This is a genomic window from Cellvibrio sp. (genome assembly GCF_039207905.1).
Lineage (GTDB): Bacteria > Pseudomonadota > Gammaproteobacteria > Pseudomonadales > Cellvibrionaceae > Cellvibrio.
The window spans coordinates 12,364-24,984 of record NZ_JBCECX010000021.1; the positions used below are offsets into that span (position 1 = coordinate 12,364).

Sequence of the window (12,621 nt, forward strand, 5' to 3'; positions counted from 1 at the left end):
CCGTTTTTTTTGGGCGCAGAGAAGCCCAAGCCAAAAGGTATAACCACCTTCAGGTTGCCAAATAACCAAACATTTGAAGTTAAAACGGTACAGCGATACCGCAGGAATAAATCACTGTTCCTGGGGAATCCTTTTTCGGCTGGGGGAAAACTGCAGCAGCAAGTGCCTTTTGTGCGAGCGCCTTTCGGCATCCATTTTGTCAGATACAGACCTGTGCACCTGACCAGCGAGACAGTCAATTCCGGATTTGCACGCAACCCTGGCGAGCGATTTTCCGAAAAACTACGACTTGGCCTGTAAGCACAATCAAAATCCATATTTGCTTACAAGTTGTACAAATAGTAGATGATCTAAACGACAAAAGATAGTTTTTATTACATTTCAAACAACAAAGTCTATTTATAATTATTTTTTGAACTTTTAATTATAAAAAAACGAAATTATAAGAAATTTAATAGTCGTTTTAAAAATATAAGAGTATTTATACGACAGAGAAAAAACCTTGGTTCACTCGAATGTGATTTTTTTTACGATATAAATCGATGTCAATAAAAAAGGCAGCCGAAGCTGCCTTTTTTTGTTCTCAACGGAAATGCTTAGGCAGCATATACCGGGAACTTTTTGCAAACCTCAGCCACTTTAGTCTTAACACTGGCGATAACTTCGTCAGCATTACCGGCTTCAAGTGCATCAAAAATGTCACAGATCCAATGGGTCAGTTGCACACATTCTGCTTCACCGAAACCACGGGTAGTTACTGCTGGAGTACCTACACGGATACCAGAGGTCACGAACGGTGAACGTGGGTCATTAGGTACAGCGTTTTTGTTTACGGTGATGTGCGCTTTACCTAATGCCTCATCAGCATCTTTACCACTGTATGGCTTGCCGATCAGATCAACAAGCATCAGGTGATTTTCTGTACCGCCAGACACTATGTTGATGCCACGCTCAGCAAATGTTTTTGCCATAGCTTTTGCATTTTTTACAACTTGTTGCTGGTAAACCTTGTACTCAGGGCTCATCGCTTCTTTGAAACTGATCGCTTTTGCAGCAATCACGTGCATCAACGGGCCGCCTTGACCACCAGGGAATACCGCAGAATTGAGTTTCTTCTCAATTTCTTCGTTTGCTTTGGCCAAAATCAGACCGCCGCGAGGACCGCGCAAGGTTTTATGCGTGGTAGTGGTAGTTACGTCGGCAATTTGCACCGGGTTCGGGTAAAGGCCAGCAGCAACCAAACCGGCAACGTGTGCCATATCAACAAACAGGTAAGCACCTACTTTGTCAGCGATATCGCGGAAACGCTGCCAATCCACTACTTGTGAGTAAGCAGAGAAGCCGGCTACAACCACTTTAGGCTTGTGCTCCAGCGCCAGACGCTCAACTTCGTCGTAGTCGATCAGGCCAGTTGCAGGGTTCAAACCGTACTGGATTGCGTTGTAGTATTTGCCTGATGAACTCACTTTGGCACCGTGAGTCAGGTGACCGCCGTGCGCCAGGCTCATGCCCAAAATAGTATCGCCCGGAGCGCAGAGTGCAGCGTAAACCGCTTGGTTTGCCTGTGAACCTGCGTGCGGTTGCACGTTGGCGTAATCAGCGCCAAACAACTCTTTCGCGCGGGAAATAGCCAGAGATTCAGTCACATCTACGTACTCGCAACCACCGTAATAACGCTTGCCCGGATAGCCTTCGGCGTATTTGTTGGTCAACTTGGTGCCTTGCGCAGCAATTACCATCGGGCTGGTGTAGTTTTCCGAGGCGATCAGCTCGATGTGGTCTTCCTGGCGCTGGCCTTCGTTCTGGATGGAAGCCCAGATTTCGGGATCAAAAGAAGCAATAGTTTGGTCTTTATCAAACATAGATTAAGTCCTGAGTGTGGCCCGCGAGCCGCGCAAATCGGCCGAGGTATATGGATGGGAAGGGGGAAAAATTTTTAGGTGCGCATTGTACATCAAGCGCCCAAACGCCTTCCACGCAAAAAACTCATGCAATGCACTAATTCATTTCATATCGGCCGGCATAAAGTCGATTGAGACACGCCATCCCGCACCAAAATAGTACAAAATCACCCCAAAATAACCCGCCCAGCGCGCGGTTGTTGTTTTTTTCATCACGCTAAACCGGCTGCTATACGCCAACCATTCTTCGTTAAAAGGATTAACCCGCATTTTCATTTATTTTTCACATCATCCATTCAAAGTAGGCCTCGCTTTTGCAGTAGCAAGTCCGACAGTAACCAATCACAAGCCGGATGTTGGTTTTTTAACCAGGCTCTGGCTGCTATCGATCAGTAAGGACAACACATGATTTTGGGTTTTCGTACATGGCTTTGGGCCGGCTTGGGCATGGCACTGCTAAGTTCACTCGCACAGGCACAGACCACTACTTCCAGCAGCGCCAACTACACCATCGGCGCTGGCGATGAAGTTCGTATCACTGTATATGGACAACCGGAGCTCACTGCTGAAGGTCAAGTAAGTGCAGCTGGAATGGTTGTAGTGCCATTGATCGGCAATTTATCCATCGCCGGTAAAACCAGTGCCGATGCGGCCTACCTGATCGCCGATCGTTACCAACAAGGTAATTTCCTTAAAAACGCCCAGGTCAATTTACTTATCACCAAATACCGCAGCCAAGTCGTTGCGATCCTCGGAAAAGTAAACAATCCCGGCAAATTAGTTCTGGAAGGCCCGACCAGCTTGACCCAAGCCCTGGCATCCGCCGGTGGTATAGCCGCGAACGGCAGCGAACGCTTGATCCTGACCAGGGCCGGAAAAAATGGTCGCCCTGAGCGCACCGAATACGACCTGCAAAAACTCCTGAATTACGACGCAGATGAAATCGCCCCAGTCTGGTTAAGAGATGGCGACACCCTCTACGTACCTAATGCCGGACGTTTTTACATCAATGGTGAAGTACATGCTCCAGGCATGTTTCCACTCGATAGACCACTCAATGTAAGACAAGCACTCAGCGCCGGCGGCGGACCTACTGCACGCGCCAGCGAAAACAGTGTAAAGATCTTCCGCCAGCAACCGGATGGTTCGGTTAAAGAACTGAAAGCCAAACCCGATGACCGGGTGATGGATGGTGATGTACTGGTCGTTAAGGAAAGCCTCTTCTAATTAGGAGCCCCCTCATGAATGTGAATACCCTGATCGGCATATTGTTCGCCCGCAGATGGGCAATAATCGTAACCACTTCGGTTGCTGTACTGGCAGCTATAGTGTTTAGCTTGCTTACCCCTAAATCGTACACCGCCACAACTGATTTGCTGGTAGACAGCCGCGGACTTGACCCTATTAGTGGCCAGTCACAGCCCGCTCGCCTGACCGGTGCTTACCTCGCAACCCAAGCCGATATCATTCGCAGCCGCACCGTTGCCGCTCGCTTGATCGAGCAGATGGATCTTCATAAATCACCCGCCGTTGCCAAAGCAGCCAAACTTAAAGGCGAACACGCCAGCGACCAATTGCGCATACTAGGTTTCCTTGCGCGAGGATTAAGTGTTATCCCGAAGCGCGACAGCAGTGTGCTGAGCATCGCCTTCCGCGCGCAAGACCCTAACCTCGCTGCCCAGATTGCCGATGGTTTTGCGCAGGCCTACATGTACACCAATTTAGAGTTGCGCATCGAGCCGGCAAAACAGACCACACTCTGGTACAACCAACAGCTCACTGGCCTGCGCACTGAGTTGATCGACAAACAAAATGCACTTTCCAACTATCAGGAAAAGCACAACATTATCGCCTCCTCTGATCGCTTGGATCTCGAATCGGCCAAATTGGCAGAACTCTCCTCAATGCTGATTAGCGCCCAAAACGAGCGTCTTAATTCACAGAGCCGCAGCGATCAAATTGCCAATACCAAACGCGGGCAAATGGAAGCGCGCGCGCTGGATAATCCTCAAGTACAACGCCTTGCCACTGAGCTTGCACAAGCAAAAGCACGCTTGGGCGAGCTGGCTAATCAGGTCGGTGAGAACCACCCCCAATATCGCCAGGCGCGCAGTGATGTCGATACCTTGCAACAACAAATGAACCGCATGCTGGAATTGATCAGCGGCAGCCTGCAATCAAATGTTGAACTGACCCAGGCACGTGAAGAACAACTCAAAGTGGAGTTGGCGGCGCAAAAAGAATTGGTGCTGCAACTTAGCCGTAACCGAAATGAGCTAACACTTTTAAGACAGGAAGCAGACAACGCCCAAACGGCTTATGACGCTGCATTGGCGCGCACGGCGCAAACACGTTTGGAAAGCCAGATAGCTGCAACCGATGTCGCCGTTCTTAACAGCGCCGTAGTGCCTGGTGCGCCGACATCACCGAAACCATTAATGGCAATCGTGCTCGCATGTATAGCAGGATTACTGGCAGGTGTTGCGGCGGCGCTCTGCTGGGAATGGTTGGATCAACGCGTTCGCAGCGTATTGGACTTGGAACAGGGGCTAGGTTTAACAGTTCTCGCCTATATACCGGCAGAAGTGTCTGGCACTAAAGCGAAGTGGAAACTCATGAAAGGGGCAACAACATGAACGATCTCGCTCAAATCCTTGGCAGTGAGAGCCTGCTTGCCACATCGACCAAGATGGGGCCAATGTTGGTAGCCTCAGGAAAACTCAGCCCTAAAGACCTCAGCCTGGTATTGGCTGCCCAGAAAAAGCACGGCCTGCGTTTTGGAGATGCGGCAGTGAAATTGGGTTTGGTTAAGGAGGAGGATATCAACTCAATCCTGGCGGAGCAGTTTGCCTACACCCAAACCCCTGCAGCATCGAGCAAATTTGACCGTCGCCTGAGCGCCCTTTTCCAACCGGATAGCATTCAAGCGGAAGCGGTTCGCAGCCTGCGCAGTGAATTGATGTTGCGGTATTTCAATCCGCAGCAGAATCGCGCTCTTGCATTAGTCAGCGCGGAAGATGCCGCAGGCACAGCCTTGACCGCCGCCAACCTTGCCATCAGCTTTGCGCAATTGGGAGCTCGTACCCTGCTAATTGATAGCAATCTGCGCGCGCCGCAACTCAATAGCCTATTCCATCTGAATGATCACGCACCGGGTTTATCCGATTGGATTGCTGATCGCACTGCGGTTATCCCAACGGCAATTGAATCAGTGCGCTCGCTCTGGGTTTTACCTGCGGGCACTCGCGCTCCCAATCCGCAAGAACTGCTCGCCAGCAAGCAATACCAGGAGCGACTTGAACCACTGATCGAGAGCTTCGATGTGACTATTATCAGCACCGCTCCCATGGATTCAAACCGCGATGCCCAACTGGTTGCTGCCCATGCCGGCGCTGCGGTGCTGGTGGCACAGTCGCACGTAACCAAGACCAAAGCCCTGCTTGCTATAGGTACGCGTTTGCGCGACCTGAATGTACGTCTGCTTGGAACAGTACTGCGCGACTAAGATGTCGCCCCAGAGGTAAAGGATGAACATCCAACAGGCCTATCCGCCTATCGCTCCCCTATCGGCGCCCTGGCAGCCGATACAGGAGCGGCAATGGCTCACAGACCAGCGCTTGGTCACGTTTATTATCGTGGCCAGCGTTGGCTACCAGGCCGTGCTCTGCCTGATCAATAATTTTGTAATGCCGGCCTCGCGACCGTTAGTAGGTATGGCAGAAGCCTTTATCTTGTTTGCTTGCGCTCCGCTGCTGGCGAGACGCCTGCTACCCGGCGTTGTCGCTCTTGCTTGTATTGCTGCGGCGATGCTTTGCATTCTCGGGCTGCTCAATGAGCAACTTAATATCAAAGCGTTTCGCGATATCGCAATTCCGCTGTGTTATTTCTGGTTGGGCTGCAATATCGGCAAACCAGAAATGGCTGATCGTGCCCTCAAAATAGCTATCTATGTTGTTATCACATTGGGAATGCTCGAACTTCTCTTTGTTGATGCTTACACCGAGCTGTTCGATATCTTCAGTTATTACGTCAACATCGGCAGTTTGCTACCCGTCACCGATTATGTGCGCGAAAGTAAACTGCAATTCAACGGCATCCGCCCCGAAGGCATAGGCCGTACTTTGCTGCCCGGCTTGCTCGGTCCACACCGGGTTTCATCAGTATTTTTAGAGCCAGTATCACTCGGCAACTTTGCCACCCTCTGTGCAGCTTGGGGTATTGCACGAGATCGGGCTGAATGGCGCAAAGGGGCATTTTTTGTCGGTGCCGCTATTTTTATGATGGTGCTTTCCGATTCGCGCTTCGCATTGATGACCGTGAGTTTATTTTTTGCCTTGCGTATTTTCCTGCAAGGAAAATTAATCAATATCGCGGTAATCGCTCCTTTTGCTGCTGTAGGTATGTTGGTCTTGGTCGGACTATCCACCACCAATAACTTCAGTGGATTGGTCAACGATAACCTCAGCGGACGCCTCGCCTATAGTGGTTGGTCGCTTATGGAATTCGATTTACCCATGCTGATGGCAACCAATATCCACGACCAATATCCGGATGAAGGCTATGCGCACATGCTCTCCACCTTTGGTTTGCCACTGTGCCTGTTGTTCTGGTTCACCCTCTGGCTGCTGCCTATGCCGACCGAGCAAAGTGCTCGCTTCCGCGCCTTGGCCTCAGTCTATATCGCCCTGATTCTATGCATCAGCGGCTCCTCTTTCTTCGCGCTGAAAAGCGCTGGTTTATTGTGGTTTTTAGTCGGCTGCAGCGTATTAAACCCCGCACCGCAACCACAACGCCCTTCACTCGGCCACAACGCATTACCCGGAGGCCAACATGGCAGTTAAAGAGCAGATCAAAGTTACCCATATCGTTCGTCAGTACTTGCCTTCAATCGGCGGTATGGAAGAGGTTGTCCGCAACATTGCCCGGCATCAATTGCGCGAGGGACAGCAAGCAACGCGCATCATTACCCTCAATCGATTATTCCGAAACTCCGCAGATACCTTGCCGGAGCAAGAAATTATCGATGGCATCGAAGTAATTCGTTTGCCTTACGTTGGTTCGAGCCGCTATCCACTTTGTCCGGGCGTGTTGAAATATCTGAAAGACGCAGACGTAATCCACGTACACGGTGTGGACTTTTTTTACGACTTTCTTGCTGCAACCAAATGGCTACATCGCCGTCCATTGGTACTCTCTACTCACGGTGGATTTTTCCATACCAGTTTTGCCTCTCGCGCCAAACAGGCTTACTTCAAAAGCATCACCCGACTGTCTGCAAGTGCCTATAACCATGTGGTCGCCACCAGCGCCAATGACGGCGATTTGTTTGGGCAAATCATGAGCCAGCGTAAATTGCAGGTGATTGAAAACGGTGTCGATGTAGAAAAATATGCGCGCTGCGCTGCACCGACCCTTACACCTACATTGATGTATTTCGGTCGCTGGTCATCGAATAAAGGTTTACTACCGGCGATGGAATTATTCGCCGATTTGCATCGTCAGCATCCTGAATGGCGCTTGATTATCGCCGGTCGCGAATACGACCACTCGCTCACCGAATTGAAAGAGGTGAGCGAAAAGTTGGGTATTGCAAATGCGGTGACTCTGGCGGCAAATCCGAGTGATGCGGAAATCCAGGACTTATTGCGTCAGTCGAGTTATTTCCTTTGTCTCTCTCGACATGAAGGATTCGGCATTGCGCCGATTGAAGCAATGAGCGCAGGTTTAACGCCAATACTCAGTTCGATTCCACCGTTCAAGCGCCTGGAAAATGAGTCGGGATTAGGGTTTTGTTTTGATCCCGCAACCCAAGCGAATGACGCAATCACCCAGCTGCTGCAACTACATAATCAAGGGGAAGCGGCCTATCAAATACGAGTAACGACAGCACAGAACTTTGCTACTCGTTACGCATGGCCGCAAGTAGCTGACAGATATCTCGCGCTGTATAGCCAATTGCGGAGAGCATCGTGAAAACTTACGCCAGCCACTATCGCACCCTGCTCACCCGAGTGACTCTGGGGGTGATATTGGGCCTGCCTGCTTTCAGCGTTTTCGCCGGATGTCTTGACCAAGCGCGGCTCACCGGCGTCAATCTCGCTGGTGCTGAATTTAATGAAAAACAAATACCCGGTGTCGTGTTTAAGGATTACACCTATCCAAGCACTGCCGAGCTGAAATTTATCGCCGCACAAGGCGCCAATATTATTCGCCTGCCTTTTCTGTGGGAACGTTTGCAGCCAGTTGCCAATGGTCCTTTCGACAAGGCGGAATTAGGCCGTCTGCGTTCAACAGTGAATAACGCCAATGCGCAAGGTTTGTGTGTGCTGTTGGATGTTCATAATTACGCGCGTTATCACGGCTACAAACTCACCGAAAATATGCCAGATGGCACCAGTGTTAGCAGTGCGTTTATTTCCTTCTGGGTGGCACTGTCCAACGAATTTCCCGATCCTGCAACCGCTGCTTTTGGTTTGATGAATGAACCGGCAACTATTCATCTGGTCGATTGGGCGGTCATCGCCAAACAAACACTCGCAGCACTGCGTGCAGCTGAGGCAACAAATTTGATCTTCGTTAGTGGCGGACGCTGGAGCGGTGTGCACGACTGGTTTGCCGGCCTTCAGTTCAGCAACTCCACAGAGTTTGATGATCTGCGTGATCCACTCAAACGCACCATTATTGAAGTGCACCAATACGCTGACAGCGACTACTCGGGCACACACACAGCCACCACCGGAAAAGGTTGTCGTCCCGCGACAGAATTCGATGCCAAGTTTGAGCGCATCAGCAACTGGGCGATAGAAAACCAGCAAAAACTTTTCCTTGGAGAATTCGGTGTTCCCTCCAGCAGCGATTGCATACAAACACTTACCCGCTTTCTCGACTTGATGAAAGATAACCCTTGGCGTGGTTGGAGTTACTGGGCCGCAGGCGGCTGGTGGGGTAACTACGCTCTTGCTCTCAGCGGACCAAACCAGACAGTTTCCCCGCAATGGGCGCCGCTGAAAAATTACTTTTATCTTCCCACAGCTCCCGGTGGTAACAGTCCACCTAAGCCACCTGCAGCGGAAGATCAGAACCCCTAGCTATTAATGCCTACTCAGGTTGTATAGGAGAAAACCATGTCAGCACCCAATGTACTCAGTACAACTCAAAACTCGCTCGCAACGGAATTTGCAGCGAATTACTCAGCGACAGTTGATCAGAGTGATGCAACCGCTACGCACACTCCTGCATCAAAACAAAAATATCTACTGCTCTCTGCACATGATTTCCGCTCACCACGCAAAGCAGGAATGCATTTTGTTGCCAGCGAGTTAGCCAAATTGGGGACCACTCGTTTTTTCTCACTGCGCTACAGTTTTCTCTCACGTTATAAACACGACCCGCGTCTATCGTTGGACGACCAGGCCAACAAAATTGTGTTTTACCAAGGCGTGGAATGTTATTTGTGGAAGACGCTGATTCACCCTATTCGCATTCGCCCATTTGAATCCTTGATGTACCATCTGTATGGCTACGGATTTAACAGTGTGCTGCGCGATTGGATTCGCGATTCAGACGTTATTATTTTAGAGAGCGGTGTTGCGCCTATTTTTTTCGATTTGATCAAAAAATTAAACCCAAAAGCGAAAGTACTTTATCGCGCATCAGATGCACTTGATACCATTGATGCGGCCACCTATATCAGCAAAACCTTTGACCGTATCGCAAAAGACATAGATACCATTGTGTTACCGTCGAAAGCACTCGCCGAAAAAATTCCATCTACCCATAATCTCGCCTTTGTGCCACAGGGGATTGATCACTCAGTAAATGAAAAGGCAAATCCTTCACCCTACGGCGAGGGTATACATGCAGTATCGGTTGGCTCAATGTTATTTGATCCCGACTTTTTTGTGCTCGCATCGCGTCGTTTTCCGCATATTCATTTTCACATTATCGGCTCTTGCCAGCCGCGCCATCACGAATACGGTGATAACGTAACTGTGTATGGCGAAATGCCGTTCGATAAAACCTTGCCCTACATCAAGCACGCCACTTTGGGAATCGCACCCTACTCCAGCGTTAACTTACCTGCTTACTTGCGCGATACCTCCCTCAAGCTAACGCAATACGAATTTTTTGGGTTGCCTGCCATTTGCCCGCATTTTATTGCAGCCGATTACCCAACCCGTTTTGGCTACGATATTGGCAATGAGGAATCTATAGCCCTCGCCATTTCGCGAGCATTAAATCCGCAAGCCCCACTCCCAAAACGCACAGTACTAGATTGGAGCCAGGTGACCGAACGTATGTTGGCGCCAAAAAAATTCAGCGACACTGAGGTTTTTGCATAATGGCAACTATCCCTCCAGGAAAAAATACTAATGATGAGGTAATCCCGCTCGGTGGCTTTCCTATTTTACGAACCACCAGCACCGCGCTCTTACCATTGCTGCATAAAAAAATGCAGCAACATCAAATCGCGCTTTTTTTTGCGAACACCAATTTCATTGTGAAATGTCAGGCGTACAAAGATGTTATGTCGGATGCAAATACCATCATCGTTAATGATGGTATTGGGATCGACATAGCGACTTGGCTCATCCACAGAAAAACGTTTATTGAAAATTTGAATGGCACGGATTTTTCGCCACTGTTCCTGCAAAGCCTTGGCACTGAAGCGCGCGTGTTTTTAATGGGCTCCAAACCGGGCATTGCACAACGGGCAGCAGATCGTTTGCGTGCAGAATATCAAGTCAATGTTGTCGGTGTGCGCAATGGTTATGACGAAGCGAAAAACACCAGCGAACTTATTGATGCGATCAATTCATCAAACGCAAACGTAGTATTAATTGCGATGGGCAATCCGTACCAGGAAGAGTGGATTCTGCGCAATCGCCATCAACTGAATGCGAGAGTACTAATGGGTGTTGGTGCACTCTTTGATTTTCTTGCAGGCGATAAGGCCCGAGCACCGGCATTCGTGCAGAAATTGCGACTCGAATGGTTTTATCGTTTATGCCTTGAGCCATCGCGTTTATTGCGCCGCTACACGCTGGACATAGCCGTATTCTTACGTTTGTGCATGCAGCAAGGGAAAACCCTTGGTACGGCCACCAATCAACCAGTAGACAATAGTTAATTACTCAATTCGCTACTATTCCACCGTTAATTTTTTGCATTGTCCACCGGGTTATTTATGAGTTTGAAACGTCAGCTAAGTAGTAGTACAGCTTGGATGAGCCTTGCAGCCAGCGGAATGAGTCTGGTGAGTTTTCTTGTTTTTATTATTATCTCGCGCATTTTATCCCCAAATGAAATTGGCTTGGTGGTATTCGCCATCCTCGTTGTAGAGTTAGGAAAAATTGTGATCAACGGCGGCATTACCATTGCTGTCGTACAACGTAAAGACTGGGATGACAATTATTCATCAACCTGCTTCTACTTAAATTTGCTCTATGGAATTATCTTCACTGCATTAGTAGTCACAGTGGGAGCAAAACTCACGCATGACTTTTATGACCCTGCTGCTGTTGAGATACTGCAAGTTCTCTCCGTCATCTTCCTCATAGAAGCATTCAAAGTTGTTCATGAAGGAAAGTTGCGCCGCGAATTTTTATTTAAAGTAATAGCATTGCGCAGCATTCTGGCCAGCAGTATTTCTGGTGTTGTGGGCGTCACTCTCGCCCTGCAAGGTTACGGTGTTTGGGCACTGGTTGCTCAACAACTTACCGGACAAGTGTTAATCACCGCTGTCACTCTTATAAGCGCACACTGGTGGCCGCGTTTGCATTTTTCATTTTCGCTTGCGCGCGAAGCCTTGGGTTTTTCAGCCCCCATGATGCTGGCAAACTTGATTTACACCCTATGCAATACGCTTTTGGAATTTATGGTAGGGATCATTCTCGGACCAGTCGCCTTAGGTATTTATCGCATCGCCGGGCGCGCACTTTTTATCTTGCAAGACATTATTATCCGGCCAATGGAGCAGACGGTATTTCCTGCCTTATCGCGACTAAAAGATAATTTAGCTTGTGGTGAGGCAACTCTGCGCATCATGCGTATGAGCTGTTTTGTTATAGTCCCAATATTTTTTGGCACGGCAGCTATAGCAGCAGAGTTTATCGAATTGGTTTTTGGCGAAAAGTGGAGCGCTAGTGGCTCACTCATGAGCTTGCTTGCGATAGGTTCAACACCACTCGTGGTTCGCTTGCAAGTCAATGCCGCGCTCACCTCGCAAAAAAAATCCAGCTGGGTAATGTTTAGCACAATATCGACGCTGTTGATTACATTGGGGATAGGTTATCTGGCAATCCCACACGGGCTTCAATACGCAGCACTTGCTTACATTGCGGTAAGTTACATCACAGGCGTCGTCAGCTTGCTTATATTCTATAAAGTGTTTGGTTGCCGCTTGTTAGCAATCGTCAATGCACTTTGGCCAAGTTATCTGGCATCCGGAATTATGCTTGGAATATGCATGCTACTTAAGCATGAACTACCCGCATCTTTACCAAGCACATTACAAATTGTATTGGTGTGTGCAACGGGTGGTTTAGCCTACTTATTATTAGGGCTATTGGTATTCAGAAAGGAAACCAAAAATTTCCTGCAAGAAGGCTTAAGTATTGCACCTGCTAAATTTTCACCTTTACTGTTGCGCCTGCAAGGTTGGTTTCGCCTAAACTGATCTGAAATATTTTTTGCATCACGCTACTAGTAACACTGAAAT

11 protein-coding genes are annotated in these 12,621 nt (G+C 49.0%); 9 read left to right on the forward strand and 2 right to left on the reverse strand.

The window, feature by feature from the left end; translation table 11 throughout:
- Window positions 1–596: 596 nt before the first annotated feature.
- Both glyA and AAGC78_RS13685 read right to left on the reverse strand, forming a co-directional pair.
- A complete protein-coding gene (gene glyA, locus AAGC78_RS13680) occupies window positions 597–1,862 on the reverse strand; it encodes a serine hydroxymethyltransferase (protein WP_435784650.1) in 1,266 nt (421 codons plus the stop codon).
- Between the two features lie 141 nt (window positions 1,863–2,003).
- On the reverse strand, window positions 2,004–2,177 hold the full coding sequence (locus tag AAGC78_RS13685) for a hypothetical protein (RefSeq protein WP_435784651.1): 174 nt from the start codon (window positions 2,175–2,177) through the stop codon (window positions 2,004–2,006).
- A gap of 129 nt (window positions 2,178–2,306) precedes the next feature.
- On the opposite strand from AAGC78_RS13685, the gene AAGC78_RS13690 reads away from it, so the two are divergent.
- From AAGC78_RS13690 to AAGC78_RS13730, 9 genes are read left to right on the forward strand one after another with little or no spacing between them, the layout of a single operon-like run.
- Window positions 2,307–3,128: a polysaccharide biosynthesis/export family protein gene (locus AAGC78_RS13690; RefSeq protein ID WP_435784652.1), complete on the forward strand. Its 822-nt coding sequence runs from the start codon at window positions 2,307–2,309 to the stop codon at window positions 3,126–3,128.
- A gap of 14 nt (window positions 3,129–3,142) precedes the next feature.
- The gene (locus tag AAGC78_RS13695) at window positions 3,143–4,537 is read left to right on the forward strand and encodes a Wzz/FepE/Etk N-terminal domain-containing protein (RefSeq protein WP_435784653.1); all 1,395 of its coding nucleotides are present in this window, start codon (window positions 3,143–3,145) and stop codon (window positions 4,535–4,537) included.
- Window positions 4,534–5,406: a polysaccharide biosynthesis tyrosine autokinase gene (locus tag AAGC78_RS13700; protein ID WP_435784654.1), complete on the forward strand. Its 873-nt coding sequence runs from the start codon at window positions 4,534–4,536 to the stop codon at window positions 5,404–5,406. The genes AAGC78_RS13695 and AAGC78_RS13700 overlap by 4 nt, the downstream gene beginning before the upstream one ends.
- Before the next feature lie 22 nt (window positions 5,407–5,428).
- Window positions 5,429–6,742, forward strand: a complete 1,314-nt coding sequence (locus AAGC78_RS13705; RefSeq protein WP_435784655.1) for a polysaccharide biosynthesis protein GumE — start codon at window positions 5,429–5,431, stop codon at window positions 6,740–6,742.
- A complete protein-coding gene (locus AAGC78_RS13710; protein ID WP_435784656.1) occupies window positions 6,732–7,874 on the forward strand; it encodes a glycosyltransferase family 4 protein in 1,143 nt (380 codons plus the stop codon). The genes AAGC78_RS13705 and AAGC78_RS13710 overlap by 11 nt, the downstream gene beginning before the upstream one ends.
- Window positions 7,871–8,989 carry a glycoside hydrolase family 5 protein gene (locus AAGC78_RS13715; RefSeq protein ID WP_435784657.1) on the forward strand — a complete coding sequence of 373 codons (1,119 nt, stop codon included), beginning with the start codon at window positions 7,871–7,873 and terminating at the stop codon, window positions 8,987–8,989. Before AAGC78_RS13710 ends, AAGC78_RS13715 begins: the two co-directional genes overlap by 4 nt.
- Before the next feature lie 36 nt (window positions 8,990–9,025).
- A complete protein-coding gene (locus AAGC78_RS13720; RefSeq protein ID WP_435784658.1) occupies window positions 9,026–10,243 on the forward strand; it encodes a GumK N-terminal domain-containing glycosyltransferase in 1,218 nt (405 codons plus the stop codon).
- Window positions 10,243–11,031 (forward strand): WecB/TagA/CpsF family glycosyltransferase, encoded by a 789-nt coding sequence (locus AAGC78_RS13725; protein ID WP_435784659.1) that lies wholly within the window; start codon window positions 10,243–10,245, stop codon window positions 11,029–11,031. Before AAGC78_RS13720 ends, AAGC78_RS13725 begins: the two co-directional genes overlap by 1 nt.
- A 57-nt stretch (window positions 11,032–11,088) precedes the next feature.
- The gene (locus AAGC78_RS13730; protein WP_435784660.1) at window positions 11,089–12,579 is read left to right on the forward strand and encodes a lipopolysaccharide biosynthesis protein; all 1,491 of its coding nucleotides are present in this window, start codon (window positions 11,089–11,091) and stop codon (window positions 12,577–12,579) included.
- The last annotated feature ends 42 nt before the right edge of the window (window positions 12,580–12,621 follow it).